Genomic DNA, 17,425 nt, shown 5'->3' on the forward strand with positions numbered 1-17,425 from the left:
CAAAAACATCAGCGTCGCGTCCGAAGGGCATAGTCGGTCTGGAGCGACAATCTCATAAAAGATGCATATCATATACTGGATTTTCCCGCCAAGCTGTGCAAATAGTGCATTTTGAATGCATCTTATTGAGGCGAGGCGTATGTGGCGTCGGACCGTGCGGAGCAGATTCCGGCGCACAAGAATCCGGATCGACCGGAGCGGCCTGGACGCAATTTCCGCGAGAGCCGCGTCATGACGTTGGCACCCTCACCCTATGGCGCGTCACCGATTTTCGACGAGCAGAGCCTGCCCGAGGCTCTGCGCAAGGATCACCGCACCAAGGCGGGCACCTGGGGCCTGCTGCGGGTGCTTGACGGCGAAGTGCGGCTGATCTTCCTAGATCCACCCAGCGAGCATCTGGTGACGCCGGACAATCCCGGGATCATTCCGCCGCAAGCAAGCCATTACGTCGTGCCGCTTGGCCACATGACGATGCAGGTCGAATTCTACCGGGAACGCCCAAGCCTTCGCGGGAGCGTTTCGGATGGATGATCTCGCGCTGGCTCGCAGCGTGCATGTGATCGCAGTCCTGTTCTGGGTCGGCGGTGTCGGATTCGTCACCTGGGTTGTGATGCCCACGTTGAAGGCAACGGAAGCGCCCGAGGATCGGCTCCGCCGTTTTCAGCAACTGGAAGCACGCTTTGCCTTGCAGGCACGTCTTTGGGTCGTCCTCGCCGGTGCAAGCGGGTTGTGGCTGGTGATGCGCGCGGATCTGTGGAGTCGCTTCCTCGATGTGCGTTTCTGGTGGATGCACCTGATGGTGGGGCTTTGGACAATATTCGCACTGATGTTGTTTGTCATTGAGCCGCTGCATCTGCATCGTAGCCTCGCCGATGCAACGTCGCCGGAAGTAGACTTCCTGCGAATGATGCGGCTGCATCAGCTCTTACTTGCTGTCAGCATCATAACGATATTCGGCGCCGTGGGCGGTAGCCACGGACTTTTTTGAGCGTAGAGGGTTCGGGGCATGACGAGCTATCAAACGACATTCAGCATCAAAAGGCTCTGGATCATCCTGTCGGTCGGCATGGTGGTCATGTTCGGCATCCTGCTGCTGCTCGGCCAGCAAATTTATCAGCAGGCTCCCCCCATTCCCGAAGCGGTGAAATCCGCCAGTGGTGAAACATTGTTCACCCGCGCGGACATCGAGACCGGCCAAAATATCTGGCAGTCGATCGGCGGCATGGAGCAAGGATCAATCTGGGGCCATGGCAGTTATCTGGCGCCCGACTGGAGTGCCGACTGGCTGCACCGGGAGGCGGAAGCACTGCTCGCCCAGCTGGCTTCGCCGCTGCCCGCGGGCATATCCGCGACGCAGGCCGATGCCATGCGAAAGGCCGCGCTACAGGAAGAAATGCGCAGGAACACCTATGACCCGACGTCGGGCGTCATAACGGTCAGCGACGCCCGCGCCGAGGCGATCAAGCAGGTGCAGCAGCATTTCGTCAGCCTGTACGATGGCGGTGACGCCGAGTCGCTCAAACTCCGCCGCGACTATGCCTTCCCCGTCTATGGTCGGTTATCGACTATTGAAGCTCGTCAGCTCAGCGCCTTCTATTTCTGGACGGCCTGGGGAGCGACCACGAACCGTCCGGGCCAGACCATCACCTATACCAGCAACTGGCCGCATGAACCGCTGGTGGGCAACAGCCCGACCACCGGCACCCTATTGTGGAGCCTGGCCTCGGTCATCCTGCTGCTTGCGGCCGCCGGCGCGCTCATCGCGTATTACGCCAAGCAGTTTGACGTCTGGCGCGCCGACATATTACCCGAAGGCGGCATGGCGACGGCCGACCTTCTCGGGCAAGCTCTCATCACGCCGTCGATGCGCGCTACCGCGAAATATTTCTGGATCGTCTGCGCGCTGTTCGTGGCGCAGGTGTTGCTCGGCATCGTCACCGCCCATTATGCGGTGGAAGGGCAAGGACTCTACGGCCTGCCCTTCGCCGAATATCTCCCGTACACGATCACCCGCACATGGCACACGCAACTGGCAGTGCTGTGGATCGCTACCGCGTGGCTGGCGACCGGGCTCTATGTCGCGCCGATGCTCGGAGGACGCGACCCGAAGTTTCAGCGGCTCGGTGTCAACTTCCTATTCGTCAGCCTGCTTATCATTGTCATCGGCTCCTTTGCCGGCCAGTGGGCGGCCGTCCACCGCTTCTTTGGCGACCTGACGGCGAATTTCTGGTTCGGGCATCAGGGCTACGAATATGTCGATCTTGGCCGCTTCTGGCAGATCTATCTACTCGTCGGCCTGCTTCTATGGGTTGCGCTGGTGGTGCGCGCGCTTTGGCCCGTCTTGCGGCGAGAGGGGAGCAAGTCGCTCATTTATCTCGTGCTGGTATCGGCGCTCGCCATCGGGCTGCTCTATGGTGCAGGCCTGATGTGGGGCCAGCACACCAACATCGCGGTGATGGAATATTGGCGCTGGTGGGTGGTGCATCTGTGGGTCGAAGGCATTTTCGAGGTGTTCGCAACAGCCATCATCTCACTGCTGTTCGTGCAGATGGGTATCCTGCGAAAATCCACAGCAACCGTGATGGTGCTGTTCGCCACGATCATCTTTTTGTTTGGCGGGGTGCTGGGAACCTTCCACCACCTTTATTTCAGCGGGACACCGACATCGGTGATCGCGGTTGGCGCGATGATTTCGGCGCTGGAAGTGGTCCCTCTGCTGGTTGTCGGCTTCGAAGCCTATACACGGCACAAGGTCGAGCATGAGGCCGACTGGGAGCAGATCTATCACTGGCCGTTTATGTTTTTTGCGGCCGTCCTGTTCTGGAATCTCGTGGGTGCCGGCCTGTTCGGCTTCCTGATCAACCCGCCCATCGCGCTCTATTACATGCAGGGGCTGAACACGACAGCCAACCATGGTCATGCCGCGCTATTCGGCGTCTACGGTATGCTCGGGCTCGGCTTGACGCTCTACTGCATGCGCGGCTTGACCGACGTCACCCAGTGGAACCGGAAATGGATCAGCATCTCCTTCTGGTCGCTGAATATCGGTCTAGCGATGATGACCTTCCTCTCGCTTCTGCCGCAGGGCATCCTACAAACCTATGCCAGTATCGAGCATGGCTATACCTATGCCCGCTCGGCAGAGTTCATCCATAGTCCGGTTATGCAAGCGCTGGTTTGGGCAAGAGTACCCGGCGATGTCGTTTTCGCGTTCGGCGTTTTCGCGTTCGCAGGATTCATGTTCCGGGCATTCGTGCCCGGCAAAGAGCCGGCATCCGTCGCGGTCTCGTTGCGGTAGGTTTTATCGATGATCGTCGATCGCCTCGTCGAGGTTGTCGGTTCTTAGGCGTAAGGGTTGCACCAGTTGGACCGACTTCAACGCGCGCGGCCACCGAAGGAGGCGGCCCGTTACATTCGCAGGAGCGCAAGCATACTGTCGGGTTGACGTATCCAGAAGACCGGACCGCGCTACTACAAGACCGGCACCAGCAAGAAAGCCCCGCGCTCTATCACCGGTACGACCTCGATCTCGATGATGCCATCGAGATCGCGGAGAAGACCATCTAACGCGATACCCCAGTAAGCAGACGTGGTCGGCGACGGAATTCGCCTCGCCGATCTTGGGGCCGCTGACTTCCGCTTTTGGGATGTCCGCTCTCTCGGCAATGCGGACAAGGCCGACTGCGACTTCATAAACTTCGAAATGTCGGCTTGGGTCAGAAGCGGAGCACGTTCACCTTTCGATAATGTCCGCTTAGGCCAAAAAAGCGGACCCGAAGTGGTTTTCGCGAATGGGGAGTGTGACGCTGTCGGCTCGGTATGCAGAGCCAATTTCCGCGACGACAAGTTCGCCGCCAACGACCCTGCCTTTGTAGAGCTTGCCTCTATCCGCTTATGGCCGCGCGTTCATGAGTTCACGGCCTACTTCGCCAGCTCTTCTTTCACCTTCGCAGCGAGCTGCGGCAGTGAGAAGGGCTTCGGCAGGAACGCGAAGTCGTCAGAGCCCATCGTCTCGCGGAAAGCCTCGTTCGGATATCCCGATACGAAAATCACCTTGATCGACGGATTGCGCTTTCTGAGTTCCTTGAAGAGCGCCGGACCATCCATCTCCGGCATGACGACATCCGAGACGACGATGTCGATCGCGCCTTCGTTGGCGGCCATCGCTTCGAGCGCCTCGACGCCATCGGCAGCTTCGATCACCTGATAACCCTGACGGCGCAGCGCCCGGACGGCGAACTGGCGAACTTCCACCTCGTCCTCGACCAGCAGCACGCGTCCCGTACCCGTGAGATCGGTTGCATTGAGCTGTCTCTTGGCGGCCGCGATAGTCTGCGGAAGGACGGCTTCGACGTCTTCGCCCTCTTCGACGAAGTAACGAGGCAGGAACACTTTGAACGTCGTGCCCTTGCCGATCTCGCTTTCGGGCAGAATGTACCCGCCCGACTGCTTGACGATGCCGTAGACCGAAGCCAGTCCGAGACCCGTACCCTTGCCGACGCCCTTGGTCGTGAAGAACGGCTCGAAGATCTTCTCCATGACCTCCGGCGCCATGCCGGTGCCGGTGTCCGCAACTTCGATCACGACGTACTCGCCCGTGGTGAAGCCCGGAACGCCGCTCATCTTCTGGCTTTCGCGCTCGGGCACGTTGCGGGTCTTGATTGTCAGCTTGCCGCCGTTCGGCATCGCGTCGCGCGCATTGCGGACGAGGTTCAAGACGACCTGATAAAGTTGGTCGCTATCGGCCTTCACATACCAGAGGTCGCGCTCGGCCTGGATCTTGAGTTCGATCTTCTCGCCGCACTGTGTCTTGAGAACCGGCAGCATGTCGGAGGTCAGCTCGCCGGCATTGAAAACAGAAATCTGCTGCGTCTGCTTGCGCGAGAAGCCGAGAAGTCCGGAGACGAGGCCCGCGGCGCGGTTCGCCGCCGACTGAATGTTCTTGATGTCCCGATACGCCGCATCGCTCGGCCGGTGCGTCTGCAGCAGCAGATCGGAGAAGCCGATGATCGCCGTCAGCACGTTGTTGAAGTCGTGCGCGATGCCGCCGGCGAGATTGCCGACCGCTTCCATCTTCTGCGCCTGCGCCACACGCCCTTCGAGCGCTTTTTGCTCGGTCGCGTCCATCACATAGAGAGCGGCGGCCGCACCACCCTGCACGGCAGCGAGCGGCGACATGTAAATGCGGCGCGTGAACTGCCGCTGATCGCCAGCCGTAATCTCGATCGGCTGAATATTGCCGCGGCCGGTGAGAGCTTCGCCGAGTCCCGCTTCGATGCGCAGCCGCTCTTCGGCATCCGCCGTGCGGCAGAGGGCTTCCGCGGCCAGCACGTCCTGCGCGGGCTTGCCGTCGAGAACCATCCGCATGAAGGCGGTGTTGCAGTTCGCGATCCGGCCCTCCGCGTCGAGCGCCGCGATGCCGAACGGCGCCGACTGGAAAAATTGCGACGCCCGGACGTCCTGCTGCCCGCGGTCGACGAGGCCGGTAGTCTGCCGGTTGATGGCGGTGATCGTGAAGCCGTGCTCGGCCTGATTGCCTATGGGCTCGACGAGCAGCGTTAGCGCCACGATGCGCCCATCCTGCCGCGTCAAGTCGAGATCGATGATGCGCTGATCCGGTTCCGGAATGGAAGCCATCAGCTTGAGAAGCCGAAAACCCTCCATCCCCGCGAGTTCGGCGAGACCGAGGTTGCGCACGCGCAGCGTCCCTGCCGGGTAGCCGAGCCATTGCTCGAACGCCGCGTTGACATGAAGAAGTCCGCCGTCGCTCGCAACCCACATGAAACCGGCGGGCATAACGTCGAACGCCGCAAGAGACGCCTCGATCCGCTCGATGTGCTGAGCCTCTTCTCTCTTCTCGCGCGATACATCGACGATCTGCCACGAGACGAGCCGCTGGCGGGGCGCAACATCCTCCCCGGCATGCTCGGGCGGCGAGAAGGGGCGCACGATGATGCGAACCCAAGCCGGCCGGTTTTCGATGCCGGGTTTGAGCCGCACGTCTTCGCGCCGCGCTTCGCCGCGCTCGGCCGCCCGCGTCAGTTGGAAGAAGGCCTGCGTCCCTTCCGCATCGTGCGTCAGCAAAGCCTCGAGCGCGGAAAACGGCCCCGCCTCGTGGTGTCCGAGAACCGCTTCGACGGCCGCGTTGGCATAGAGAACCGTGCCGTCGGTTTGAGCGATGATCTGCGGCTCCTCCCGGGCGTCGATCGAAGCCTTGAGAACGTCACCCGCCGAAACGCGCGCACCGAGCCGGATATGCCCGGCGGCGATGCCGAACAGCATGAAGATGCCGAACATCGCCAGGAGCGCAATGACCGTCAAAATCAGAGGCTCGCCCGATCCGCTTGCCAGCAGGCCGAACAGAATTGAGCCACCCGCAGCGGCGACTATGATTAGGGGGAGGAAACCGCCGAACCCTTCCGCTGAGTTCAGCGGATCGATCGGGGCGGCATCGATCCTCAACGCCTCGCGATCCTTCATGGGCCGAGAATCTAGCTGATTCTCGAAAATCGAGACGTTGGACTGGGGCATGGGTATGGAACTCGAACGCAACTGCAACTGTGCCGCAACGGTGCGGCGCTTTTCGCTTGGATAAGACTTCGCTTAAGAGAGTTAACAGGCGGTCAACTCGGAGGTATCGAAGCGTTGATCTTCGAAAGATATCGATACAGCGAGCCAGATCCTCAGCGAGGCGAATATGGAAAACTACATTTTCTGGACGTTCATGCTGGGCATCCTGGCCGTCATCAGCGTAGGAGCCGCCGTTTTTCTGCGTGCTTATCTAACGGGAACAGCACCGTCGGCGATTCTGTTCCGGCCCAAAGGCGAGCGCCGCCTCGAAGTTGTTGATCATACGAGCGTCGATAACCGGCGCAAGCTCATCCTCATCCGCCGCGACGATGTCGAGCATTTGATTATGACAGGCGGTCCCGTGGATGTCGTAATCGAGACGGGAATCAAAAGCCAAGGTGCGCTTGGTCATCCGACAGCCGAGGGCTCGAGCGAGGCGGCCGCCGCGCCCCCGCCGATACGCCGCGCACCGTTTTTCGGGCGCAGCTCCGATGCCGCCAATCCGGCGGCGGACGACCCTAAATTCTGAATTCGCTCAGCGCGACTGCTCGACGTCGCCGAAATCGGCCATTGTAAGCTTGCTGAGATCAAGCTGCCGCGTCGCGCTCGCAACCGGGCTGACGCCCGCTTTGGCGGTGTTCGTGAGGCTTGCCGCCCGAATTTTCCAGCCGTGGCTCGTATCGCGTGCCAAATGCGTGGCAACAGGCGCCTTCAATGGCTCGGCCCGGGCCGGAATTGTGACCGCAATAACGGCGGATAACACGATGTAAATACGAGCGCTCACGACTGAACCTCATCCGGACGCCTGCACGGCAGCATCGAATGTGAGCCGAATCCCTTAACGGGACGTGAAAAGCCGTTTCAAAAAGCGACGGAAAGCGAGGCGCTTATTCCTCGCGATAGACCTTCTCGCGCCGCTCGTGACGCTCCTGGGCTTCGACTGACAGTGTTGCAATCGGACGCGCATCGAGACGCTTCAGACCGATCGGCTCACCGGTATCTTCGCAATAGCCGTAGGAGCCATCCTCGATCCGGCCCAGCGCCGCCTCGATCTTGGCGATGAGCTTGCGCTGACGATCGCGTGTCCTGAGTTCCGTGGCGCGATCCGTCTCCGACGTCGCCCGGTCGGCGAGATCCGCATGCTGAGTGGAATCCTCGTGCAAGATCGCCAGCGTTTCCCGCGTTTGCCGGAGGATCTCGTCCTTCCAGTCGAGAAGGCGCTTGCGGAAATAAGCCTTGTGCATGTCATTCATGAACGGCTCATTCTCCGAAGGCTTGTAGCCAGGCGGAAGAACGATATCTGCAATCTTTACGCGTGCAGCCATCTTGCTGTTTGTACCCTCTGACTTCTTCGGCGCCGCCGGCTTTGCGGCAGCCAATGTTTTTGCTGGCGCAGCTGCCTGGATCGGCTTCTGCGGCGCCGGCTTGCTAACGGCCGGAGCCGTGTTCCCCGTCGGAGTCTTTTTCTGAGCCGCATTTGCGACGGTCTTCGCCGCTTTGGTATTTGACGGCGCGGGCTTTTTAGACTGAGCAGCCTTTGCCGCGCTCGTTAGAACTTTGTCATTCTTCCCCGAACCAACAGCTTTGGTGGCAGCCTTCTTTGCGGCCGCTTTAGGCTTCGCCGACTTCGTTCCGGTTGCCTTGCTCATCGTCCGCCTCTCCAGAGGCTGCGTTCGCCAGAGCCGATCGTCCTCCGCCGAAAAAAGTCGATCCGCGAGTCGGCCTCTTTCGGCCGAACCTTATCTATGGGTGAGCCCCTCCGAGTCAAGCTCGCTACGAAGCCATACTAAATTTGATGCATCGCCATTTACTTAAACGATTTCATAAGCTTATAGTTGGGCGCCGCATTCCTCAGCCTTCAACCTTATCCAGATCCTTAGGCAGGGGCGCGCTTCAGTCACCTTGCTCCCCGCTCGAGAGGCCTCCTACACACCCGCCATGAGCTTCGAAGGTACCTCCTCTTACGTCGCCACGCCCGACCTCAAGATCGCGGTCAACGCCGCGATCAGGCTGGAGCGTCCGCTCCTCATCAAGGGCGAGCCCGGCACGGGCAAATCGGTTCTCGCGACCGAGGTCGCCAAAGCACTCGATGCGCCGCTAATCGAATGGCACATCAAGTCGACGACGAAAGCGCAGCAGGGCCTTTACGAATATGACGCCGTCTCGCGCCTGCGCGATGGCCAGCTCGGCGACGAGCGCGTCAAGAATATCGCCAACTACATCAAGCGCGGCAAACTGTGGGATGCTTTCGAGGCGCCACAACGCAGCGTGCTGCTAATTGATGAAATCGACAAGGCGGACATCGAATTCCCGAACGACCTATTGCAAGAGCTCGATCGTATGGAATTCTTCGTCTACGAAACGGGCGAAACGATCAAGGCCAAGACGCGTCCCGTCGTACTCATCACATCGAACAACGAGAAAGAGCTGCCCGACGCCTTTCTGCGCAGATGCTTCTTTCATTTCATCAAGTTCCCCGACGCCGAGACGATGCGCCAGATCGTCGATGTGCATTTCCCGGGTCTGAAGAACCGCCTCGTCAACGATGCACTTCGCGTTTTCTACGAACTGCGCGACGTGCCTGGCCTCAAGAAAAAGCCCTCGACATCGGAGCTTCTCGATTGGCTGAAGCTTCTTCTTCACGAGGACATCGACCCGGCGCTCCTGCGCGAAAGCGATCCGAGAAAGCTCGTGCCGCCGCTCGCCGGCGCACTGATCAAAAACGAGCAGGATACGCATCTGCTCGAACGTCTTGCGTTCATGACGCGCCGCCGCAACGAGTAGATGAACGGCAGCTGAACACCGGCCTTCAATTCCCCATCACACCGGACGTTTTCTCTTAACGCCGGATTCACGACCTTTCCTATTGCCTTGATTTCTCCCTCCGGTTGCGCCCCAATGAACGCGCAGCACACGGATGCTTGCTATAAAAAAAGAAGACGCATGAAAGGGAGAATTGAAATGAAGAAAGTTCTCGTTGCCTTGAGTGTGATTTGCGCTCTCGGACTTACCGCCTGCGACAATTCCAAGGAAAAGGCCGAAGCGGACAAGGCAGCTACCGACGCGAAGGCTGCTGCTGACAAGGCTGCTGCCGACACGAAAGCGGCGGCTGATAAAGCCGCGGAAGACGCCAAGGCCGCAGCCGATAAAGCCGCAGCCGATGCGAAAGCGGCCGCCGACAAGGCGACCGAGCCCGCCAAGCCCAACCCGTAATCGATGCGCGCGGAGCTAGCTCGCGGGCATCGAACCCCGCGAGCACATCCGCAAAGTCCGCATCGCGTAAGCATTTACCGGAACGATGAGCCCTGCGTCGTGTGCACCGCAGCGACCCTAAACCACCCTTTGAAAACGCCGGGAAATTTTGACCGGAAATTTTGTAATGATTTGGAATGACGCGCGACGCGCGTATTTGTCGCGAATGGTAACCACCATTGCGAACCCTAGTGGCCATATAGGTTTCGGCACGCCAATCCATTACGGTTGGTAAGTACAGAAGCGAGCGTGTCTCAGCATCCGGCGGAGCGAGACGGCGTCGCAATTTTCAGCACTCGTTATGGGCCCCCCGGCGCTGCGAGAACCGTTGGACAATCTTCATGTGCGGTATTTTTGGAATAATCGATCTTAAAGGCAGGCGCTCAGTTCCGCTCTCTGTCTTGAAACGCTCGGCGGACGCGATGCTGCATCGCGGGCCCGACGAGGATGGATATTTCCAGCGCCCCGGTGTCGGATTTGCGTCGCGCCGCCTCAGCATCGTCGGACTGGCCGACGGGCAGCAGCCGGTCTTCAATGAAGACAAGCAGATCACAGCGGTCTTCAACGGCGAGATTTACGATCATGACGACTGGCGCAGCGATCTGAAAAGCCGCGGCCACGTTTTGACGACACACTGCGACACGGAAATTCTCCCGCACATGTGGGAGGAGCACGCAGAAGATATGTTTGCGAAGCTCAACGGCCAATTTGCCGTCGCCCTCTTCGACGAGCGGAAACAGAAGTTCATCCTCGCGCGCGACCGCTTCGGCATCTGCCCGCTCTTCTGGACGCGCACGACGCGCTTCGGAACCGACTGGCTGATCTTCGGCTCCGAGATCAAGACGATCCTCGCGACCGGCATGGTCGAGCCGAAGCCCGATCCGCGCGGCATCGATGCCGTATTCAATTTTCTGGCCGTGCCGGGCCCCTACAGTTGCTTCGAAGGCATCAACATTCTCCCGCCGGGCAAGTTCTTGACGATCTCGCGCGGACGCATCGGCGAAGACGCTACGATCGACGAGCGCACTTATTGGGAAATGGATTTCCCGCCTCACGGCAAGGAAACACGCGGACAGAACGAGAAGCAGCTCGTCAACGATTTCGAACGGGTTCTCTACGACGCCGTGAAGCGTCGCCTGCGCGCCGACGTTCCCGTTGCCTCGTACCTGTCGGGCGGCGTCGACTCGAGCACCGTCGTCGCGATGGCGAAGGATATTCTCGGCCGCGCGCCCGCGACGTTCACCGTCAAGATCCGCGATCCGAAGCTCGACGAAACCGAGCAAGCCGCGATCATTTCGAAGCACCTCTCGGCCGATCCCTACATCGTGCCGTGCGGATCGGACGACATCGTCGCCAACTACCAGAAACTGCTCGTCGCCACGGAAGCGCCCGTGACCGACACCTCCTGCACCGCGCTGATGATGCTTGCAGGAAAAGTGCATGAAACCGGCTTCAAGGTCGCGCTGACGGGCGAAGGCTCGGACGAGTGGCTCGCAGGCTACCCCTGGTACAAGTTCGATCGCATCAATGAATGGTCGGGCAAGGTCTCAGCCGGCCTCCTGCCGCCGATTGTGCAGAAGTCGTTCTACCGCTGGCTCGGCTGCAGCGATGAGGCGATCGCCTATCTCGAACGCTGCGCGAAGTCCGCTGGCGGCATGCACCCGTTCCAAAGATTCTACGATCTTTTGGGCCCGTCGCGCTTCCGCTTCTACAGCGGCAGCATGCTCTCGAACTTAGGGACACACGATCCCTACGCCGCCATCGAGCCGGACGTCTCACGTGCGAAAACCTGGCATCCCGTGAACCGTGCCGTCTACTGGGCGGGAAAAATCCATCTGCCGGGACAGCTGTTGAGCCTCAAGGGCGATCGCATCGCCATGAGCCAGTCGGTCGAGATGCGCTATCCATTCCTCGACAACAACGTTTTCGATTTCCTCGCCGGCATCGATCCGAAGTGGAAGCTCAAGGGCCTGACCGAGAAGTACCTCCTCCGCCGCGTCGCCGAGAAATGGCTGCCGGAATCGATCGCATGGCGGCCGAAGGGAATGTTCCGCGCGCCGCTCGACGGCTTCTTCCTGCAACAGCGCCTACCCTACGTCGACGAGCTATTGAGCGACGCCTCGATCAAGAAGGCCGGCTACTTCGATCCGAAGGCCGTTCGCGAATGGCGTGGGAAGTATCAGGATCTGTCGCCCTGGGGCTATCAGCGTCAATCCGCCGAGCTCGGTCTCGTGGCGGTGCTCGCGACGCAGCTCTGGCACCAGACCTACATCGACCCGACGCTCGCCAATCTCCCCGATTGGAGAACCATCGCTGGCGTCACGCCGGAGCGGCGTGATCTCGACTTCGCCGAGAGAGTGCCGGAAAGCGTCGCCTGCTAGAGCAATTCCAGCAAAAGTGTGCAACGGTTTTGCGTCCGGAATTGCGTCAAAACTAAAGGCTAGAGCGTTTTCGCGATTCAAAGAAAAGCGGAAACGCTCTAGCACCCGCTCGGGAAGCGAAAGATCCAACGCTATTTATTTCGCGGTGCCGTAGGCTGCCGTGAACATCGCGAACGCTGAAGCGATGTTGTTCTCGATCTCCTCGGGCGTCGCGGGCTCCGTGATCGCTCCGTAAAGCCGCGGGCGGACGATGCCGGCTTGCACCAGTTCCAGGAACTGCATGGCGGCGAGATAGGTGTCTGCAATATCGAGACGCCCCTCCGCGACGTGGAAATCGAGAAATTGCGAAAGCGCCGTTGCGACCCGCTTCGGACCGCGTTCAAAGAACTCCGTGCCGACTTCGGGCATTCGCTCCGCAACGCCGATGACGATCCGGTGCGCGGCGACGACGAACGGCTGAGACATGATCGTCATCAGCTGGGTGCCGAATTCGGTCATCACCGCTTTTAGCGGCTTCGCGGTATCCAGCAGCGCGAGGATCTCCGTGATATTGCGATCACGGCGCTCGGCACAGATCGCCGTGAAGAGATGCTCCTTGTCCTGGAAGTATACATAGAGCGTCGCCTTCGACACGCGCGCCTCGCGCGCGACGTCGCTCATGCTCGTGGCATCGAAACCCGCCGTCGAAAATATCCGGCCGGCGCCTTCCAGGATCTGGCGTCGCTTCTGCGGATCGGTGCCGGCCGCGGGCCGGCCGCCGCGTCGATCTTCTTTCCCCTGCATACGGGGCAAATGGACAGCTTCCATGGTGGTCTTTCCTTACACGATCTGAACTCGTAGTTCAGCACACTAAAAATATTTCGAACCGAACGGTTCAGTTTCATCTTGATATTCACCCATTCGCGTTGTATGTCAAGACCAATCTGAACCAGCTGGTTTAATGCCGCGGTTTAACTGGGAACGAACGACATGGTTGGGAACCTGAGCAGCCTTCGCACCAAAGTGCGCGATACCGAAGATCGAGATGCGATCGGCGGCGTCAGCCCGCGCGCAGTCAACACCCCGAGCCAGATCCAGCCGGCAACAGCCGAGCCCGTGGCAAAGTCCGCGACCCCGGACACGACCGAGGCGAAAGGCGACGCATCGGCGAAAGCCACTTCGAAATCGGGCTCGCGCCGCAAACCGTTAGTCATGGGTATAGGCGCCCTCGCCCTCATGGGCCTCGCCTATTTCGGCTATCAGTACATCACGGTCGGCCGCTTCCTCGTCTCGACCGACGACGCCTACGTCGGCGCCTACATGGCGATCATCTCGCCGAAGATCCCTGCCATCGTCGCGGAAGTTCCGGTTGTCGACAATCAGCGCGTGAGGGCTGGCGATACGCTCGTCAAGCTGGATGACGGCGACTATCGCCTGGCGCTCGAGCAGGCCCAGTCGAAACTCGCGACGCAGCTCGCCGCGATCAAAACGTTCGACGCGCAGATCCGCGCGGCGGAAGCGACACGCGCCCAAGCCCGCGCCCAGCTCGACGCCGGCAAGGCAAACGTCGTCAAAACCGAAGCTGATTTCAAACGCACCGATGCACTGACCGCCAAGGATTACGCAACGAAGGCGTCGCTCGACGCTGCCATCGCCGCGCGCGATTCCGCCGTTGCCCAAGTCAAATCCAACGAAGCGGCAATTGAATCGGCCGACGCCAACGTCGCCCTCCTCCACGCCCAGCGCGACCAGGCGGAGAAAGTGGCGAAAGAGTTGCAGGTTGCCGTCGACCAGGCCGCACGCGACCTCTCCTTCACCGTCATCCGCGCGCCCTTCGATGGCGTCATCGGCAACCGCGGCGTCCAGGTCGGCGACTACGTGACGCCCGGCAAACGCCTCGCAGCGGTCGTGCCGCTCGACAAGGTGTTCGTCGATGCGAACTTCAAGGAGACGCAGCTTCCCGCGATCATTCCGGGCCAGACCGCGACCGTCCGCGTCGATGCCTTGAACGGCGAAGCGCTGAAGGGCACCGTCGAAGGCGTCTCGCCTGCTTCCGGTTCGCAGTTCTCGCTGCTGCCGCCTGAGAACGCCACGGGCAACTTCACGAAGATCGTCCAGCGCGTGCCGGTGCGCATCACGATTCCTGCGTCCGAGGCAAAGGACAAATTGCGGCCCGGCCTTTCCGTTGTCGTGAGCGTCGATACGCGCACGGCGCCGAAAGACACCGGCCACGATCAAGCCGCGTTGCGATAGCGGCCAGTGAAAGGCGGCGCCAAGCCATGGCCGATCTGACCAGATCCCCTAATGAAGCTCGAAAGCTCGAATGGATCGGCGTTACGCCGCGCCAGCTCGCGGGCTTCCTCGCCATGGTCTTCGGCATGTTCATGGCGATCCTCGACATTCAGATCGTCTCCGCATCGCTGACGGAAATCCAGGCAGGTCTCTCCGCCAGCTCCGACGAAATCCCGTGGGTGCAGACGGCCTACCTCATTGCCGAAGTCGTGATGATCCCTCTATCGGGATTCCTCGCGCGCGCACTCTCGACGCGGACCCTCTTCTTCATCGCCGCCACCGGCTTCACCGCCGCGAGCGCGCTCTGCGCCACGGCCACGACGATCGACCAGATGATCGTCTACCGCGCGATCCAGGGTTTCATCGGCGGCGGCATGATCCCGAGCGTCTTCGCCGTCGCGTTTTCCCTTTTCCCGCCGTCGAAACGCAACATCGTCTCGCCCATCATCGGCCTCGTCGCGACGCTGGCGCCGACGATCGGACCGACGGTCGGCGGCTACCTCACCGATGCCTTCTCCTGGCACTGGCTGTTCCTCATCAACGTCGGACCCGGCATCCTCGTCGCGATCGCCGTTTACTTCCTCGTCGATTTCGACAAGCCGAACTATGCCCTCTTCGACCGTTTCGACTATGTCGGGCTTCTCGCCATGGCACTGTTTCTCGGCTCGCTGGAGTATGTGCTGGAGGAGGGCCCGCGCTACGATTGGTTCGACGACCAGACGATCGCGACATTCGCCGTCCTGGCCACGGTTGGCGCCATCATCTTCTTCTGGCGCGCCGCGACCGCACGCGATCCGATCGTCGAACTCCGCGCCTTCAAGAACCGCAACTTCGCGTTCGGCTCGGCATTCAGCTTTACGATGGGCATCGGCCTCTACGGCCTGACCTACGTCTACCCCGTCTACCTCGCGCAGATACGCGGTTACGATTCCCTGATGATCGGCGAAACGATGTTCGTCACCGGCGTCGCGATGTTCCTGACGGCACCGATCAGCGGCCGCCTCTCGAGCCTGCTTGATCCCCGCGTCATGATGCTGATCGGCTTCCTGGGCTTCGCACTGGGAACCTACCTCGCAAGCGGCATCACATCCGATTGGGATTTCTGGGAACTCTTGCTCCCGCAGATCCTGCGCGGCTCGTCGCTGATGCTGTGCATGGTGCCGATCAACAATCTCACGCTCGGCACCTTGCCGCCCGAGCAGCTGAAGAACGCCTCAGGCCTCTTCAACCTCACGCGTAACCTCGGCGGTGCCGTCGGCCTGGCGCTGATCAATACGCTTTTGAACAAGCGCCTCGACCTGCATCTCGCTCGCCTGCACGAGCAGGTCGCGTGGGGACACCCCGCTGCCGAAGACCAGCTTTCGAGCATGCAGCAAACCTTCTCAAACGCGATGCAGGCCGACGGCAACATGGCCGCGCTGAAGAAACTTGCGATGATGGTGCGCATGCAGGCAAACGTGCTGTCGTTTGCCGATCTATTCCTGGTGCTGACGATCCTCTTCGCCACAGCCGCGCTCTTCACGGTGCTGATGCGCAAGCCGCAAGAGGTTCCGGGCGCGGCCGCGGGCCACTGAGCGAGCCGCGCGCACCCTCATTCGTGACTGTGATGCGAAGGTGCCGTGAGGCTCTTGGGATCCGCCAAGACCGAAACGACCCAGAAGCTCAGGCCGCCGATCGCCAGCACAACACCGACCCACCCAGTCGAGGCCCAGCCGTAACCGGAAGCGATGGCAAGACCGCCAAGCCACGGGCCAAGCGCATTCGCCATGTTGAAGGCGCTGTGATTGAGAGCAGCCGCGAGCGTTTGCGCTTCGCCCGCGACATCCATCAGCCGGGTCTGCAGCGCCGTGCCGAGACCGCCGCCGGTGCCGATCATGAAGACGACCAGCGTGATCGCGTAAATGTTGCCGACCGAAAACGGATAAACGGCGAGCCAGAACAAGATCCAGAGCAGAAGCGCACCGACCGTCGGCATCAATGCGCGGTCCGCGAGTTTGCCCGTAAGGTAGGTTCCGGCCGTCATGCCGAGACCGAAGAAGATGAGCACGATCGGCACCACGTAAGATGGAACATGCGTCACGTCCGTCAGCGTCGTGGCGAGATAGGTGTAAACGGCGAACAGCCCGCCGAATCCGACAGCGCCGATGCCGAGCGTCAGCCACACCAGTGGCCGCTTCAGCGCGCCAAGCTCCCGCAGCATGCTCGCGCCTTCGACGGGCGGATCGCGCGGGACGAACTTCCAGATGAGTGCGACTGTCAGACCGGCAAGCACGCCGACGATGCCGAAGCCCGAACGCCAGCCGAGCGCCTGCCCGATCCACGTCGCCACCGGAACCCCGACCACGGTCGCAATCGTGAGCCCTATCAGCACCCGCCCGACCGCCTGCGCCCGGGCGTTTTGCGGAACAAGCGAAGCCGCAACCAGCATCGCGACGCCGAAGTAAGCCCCGTGCGGAAGCCCGCTCAGAAACCGGAAGACGACCATCGAGCCGTAGGTCGGCGACAGCGCGGTCATCACGTTGAAGACGGCAACGAGCGTCATCAGCGTAATGAGCAACGCCCGCCTTGACCATTTCGCAGCGAGCACCGCGATGACCGGCGCCCCGACGACGACTCCGAGCGCATATGAACTGATGGCGTACCCGGCATCAGGCTCTGAAATTCCAAACGTCGCCGCGAAGTACGGCAACAGGCTCATGGCCGCGAACTCGGTCGTGCCGATGGCGAAACCGCCCATCGCCAGCGCCAAGTGGACGAGATTGACCTGACCGGGCGTCAGCTTTGCGCGCGTCGTCTGCACGCTGTCGAGGGCATCGGCCCGAACATCCATATTGCGACCTCTTCTCTGTCACGCTTCGCTGCATCGCAAGAACCTGACGACACAAGTAACTAACTGCCTATGTTACGGAATTTGTTCCACGTCGAGCCCGAAGCTCCCGCCTTTTTGCAAC

15 protein-coding genes are annotated in these 17,425 nt (G+C 60.8%); 10 read left to right on the forward strand and 5 right to left on the reverse strand.

The features are described 5' to 3' along the window. Positions 1-231: 231 nt before the first annotated feature. The 4 genes from AB4Z24_RS19000 (at position 232) to AB4Z24_RS19015 (ending at position 3,567) form a co-directional block, all read left to right on the forward strand. Positions 232-531: a DUF1971 domain-containing protein gene (locus tag AB4Z24_RS19000; protein ID WP_441710661.1), complete on the forward strand. Its 300-nt coding sequence runs from the start codon at positions 232-234 to the stop codon at positions 529-531. Further along, on the forward strand, positions 524-988 hold the full coding sequence (locus AB4Z24_RS19005; protein ID WP_441710663.1) for a hypothetical protein: 465 nt from the start codon (positions 524-526) through the stop codon (positions 986-988). The genes AB4Z24_RS19000 and AB4Z24_RS19005 overlap by 8 nt, the downstream gene beginning before the upstream one ends. An 18-nt stretch (positions 989-1,006) precedes the next feature. After that, positions 1,007-3,298: a nitric-oxide reductase large subunit gene (locus AB4Z24_RS19010; RefSeq protein WP_441710665.1), complete on the forward strand. Its 2,292-nt coding sequence runs from the start codon at positions 1,007-1,009 to the stop codon at positions 3,296-3,298. Positions 3,299-3,441: 143 nt separating this feature from the next. Next, a complete protein-coding gene (locus tag AB4Z24_RS19015; protein ID WP_441710667.1) occupies positions 3,442-3,567 on the forward strand; it encodes a hypothetical protein in 126 nt (41 codons plus the stop codon). Positions 3,568-3,921: 354 nt separating this feature from the next. On the opposite strand, the gene AB4Z24_RS19020 is transcribed toward AB4Z24_RS19015, so the two are convergent. Continuing rightward, positions 3,922-6,480 (reverse strand): ATP-binding protein, encoded by a 2,559-nt coding sequence (locus AB4Z24_RS19020; protein ID WP_441710669.1) that lies wholly within the window; start codon positions 6,478-6,480, stop codon positions 3,922-3,924. Positions 6,481-6,697: 217 nt separating this feature from the next. Between AB4Z24_RS19020 and AB4Z24_RS19025 the strand changes: the two genes are divergently transcribed. Further along, positions 6,698-7,099, forward strand: a complete 402-nt coding sequence (locus AB4Z24_RS19025; RefSeq protein ID WP_441710671.1) for a flagellar biosynthetic protein FliO — start codon at positions 6,698-6,700, stop codon at positions 7,097-7,099. Positions 7,100-7,105: 6 nt separating this feature from the next. Here the strand turns inward: AB4Z24_RS19025 and AB4Z24_RS19030 are convergent, their stop codons facing one another. Next, positions 7,106-7,354 (reverse strand): hypothetical protein, encoded by a 249-nt coding sequence (locus AB4Z24_RS19030; protein WP_441710673.1) that lies wholly within the window; start codon positions 7,352-7,354, stop codon positions 7,106-7,108. A gap of 103 nt (positions 7,355-7,457) precedes the next feature. Beyond that, positions 7,458-8,219 (reverse strand): RNA polymerase-binding protein DksA, encoded by a 762-nt coding sequence (dksA, locus tag AB4Z24_RS19035; protein WP_441710675.1) that lies wholly within the window; start codon positions 8,217-8,219, stop codon positions 7,458-7,460. Positions 8,220-8,508: 289 nt separating this feature from the next. Here dksA and AB4Z24_RS19040 point away from each other — a divergent pair, with 289 nt between their 5' ends. From AB4Z24_RS19040 to asnB, 3 genes are all read left to right on the forward strand, one after another. Next, on the forward strand, positions 8,509-9,354 hold the full coding sequence (locus AB4Z24_RS19040) for an AAA family ATPase (RefSeq protein WP_441710677.1): 846 nt from the start codon (positions 8,509-8,511) through the stop codon (positions 9,352-9,354). 177 nt (positions 9,355-9,531) lie between these two features. After that, a complete protein-coding gene (locus AB4Z24_RS19045; protein ID WP_441710679.1) occupies positions 9,532-9,783 on the forward strand; it encodes a hypothetical protein in 252 nt (83 codons plus the stop codon). A gap of 380 nt (positions 9,784-10,163) precedes the next feature. Next, entirely contained in the window at positions 10,164-12,203 is a 2,040-nt protein-coding gene (gene asnB, locus AB4Z24_RS19050; RefSeq protein ID WP_441710680.1) for an asparagine synthase (glutamine-hydrolyzing), read from the forward strand. Between the two features lie 135 nt (positions 12,204-12,338). Here the strand turns inward: asnB and AB4Z24_RS19055 are convergent, their stop codons facing one another. Further along, positions 12,339-13,010 carry a TetR/AcrR family transcriptional regulator gene (locus tag AB4Z24_RS19055; RefSeq protein ID WP_441710682.1) on the reverse strand — a complete coding sequence of 224 codons (672 nt, stop codon included), beginning with the start codon at positions 13,008-13,010 and terminating at the stop codon, positions 12,339-12,341. 162 nt (positions 13,011-13,172) lie between these two features. On the opposite strand from AB4Z24_RS19055, the gene AB4Z24_RS19060 reads away from it, so the two are divergent. Both AB4Z24_RS19060 and AB4Z24_RS19065 read left to right on the forward strand, forming a co-directional pair. After that, positions 13,173-14,435 (forward strand): HlyD family secretion protein, encoded by a 1,263-nt coding sequence (locus AB4Z24_RS19060; RefSeq protein WP_441710684.1) that lies wholly within the window; start codon positions 13,173-13,175, stop codon positions 14,433-14,435. A gap of 26 nt (positions 14,436-14,461) precedes the next feature. Further along, positions 14,462-16,048, forward strand: coding sequence for a DHA2 family efflux MFS transporter permease subunit (locus AB4Z24_RS19065; protein WP_441710686.1), 1,587 nt, complete (start codon positions 14,462-14,464; stop codon positions 16,046-16,048). Positions 16,049-16,065: 17 nt separating this feature from the next. Here the strand turns inward: AB4Z24_RS19065 and AB4Z24_RS19070 are convergent, their stop codons facing one another. Continuing rightward, a complete protein-coding gene (locus AB4Z24_RS19070) occupies positions 16,066-17,304 on the reverse strand; it encodes an MFS transporter (protein WP_441710688.1) in 1,239 nt (412 codons plus the stop codon). Between the last annotated feature and the right edge of the window lie 121 nt (positions 17,305-17,425).

Origin of the sequence: Hyphomicrobium sp. 2TAF46 (genome assembly GCF_052114865.1) — a bacterium.
Lineage (GTDB): Bacteria > Pseudomonadota > Alphaproteobacteria > Rhizobiales > Hyphomicrobiaceae > Hyphomicrobium_B.

Coding starts and splice junctions, on each gene's coding strand:
- AB4Z24_RS19045 (WP_441710679.1), top strand. CDS start 9,532: ATGAAGAAAGTTCTCGTTGCCTTGAGTGTGATTTGCGCTCTCGGACTT.
- asnB (WP_441710680.1), top strand. CDS start 10,164: ATGTGCGGTATTTTTGGAATAATCGATCTTAAAGGCAGGCGCTCAGTT.
- AB4Z24_RS19055 (WP_441710682.1), bottom strand. CDS start 13,010: ATGGAAGCTGTCCATTTGCCCCGTATGCAGGGGAAAGAAGATCGACGC.
- AB4Z24_RS19065 (WP_441710686.1), top strand. CDS start 14,462: ATGGCCGATCTGACCAGATCCCCTAATGAAGCTCGAAAGCTCGAATGG.
- AB4Z24_RS19020 (WP_441710669.1), bottom strand. CDS start 6,480: ATGAAGGATCGCGAGGCGTTGAGGATCGATGCCGCCCCGATCGATCCG.
- AB4Z24_RS19040 (WP_441710677.1), top strand. CDS start 8,509: ATGAGCTTCGAAGGTACCTCCTCTTACGTCGCCACGCCCGACCTCAAG.
- AB4Z24_RS19010 (WP_441710665.1), top strand. CDS start 1,007: ATGACGAGCTATCAAACGACATTCAGCATCAAAAGGCTCTGGATCATC.
- AB4Z24_RS19070 (WP_441710688.1), bottom strand. CDS start 17,304: ATGGATGTTCGGGCCGATGCCCTCGACAGCGTGCAGACGACGCGCGCA.
- AB4Z24_RS19000 (WP_441710661.1), top strand. CDS start 232: ATGACGTTGGCACCCTCACCCTATGGCGCGTCACCGATTTTCGACGAG.
- AB4Z24_RS19025 (WP_441710671.1), top strand. CDS start 6,698: ATGGAAAACTACATTTTCTGGACGTTCATGCTGGGCATCCTGGCCGTC.
- AB4Z24_RS19005 (WP_441710663.1), top strand. CDS start 524: ATGGATGATCTCGCGCTGGCTCGCAGCGTGCATGTGATCGCAGTCCTG.
- AB4Z24_RS19060 (WP_441710684.1), top strand. CDS start 13,173: ATGGTTGGGAACCTGAGCAGCCTTCGCACCAAAGTGCGCGATACCGAA.
- dksA (WP_441710675.1), bottom strand. CDS start 8,219: ATGAGCAAGGCAACCGGAACGAAGTCGGCGAAGCCTAAAGCGGCCGCA.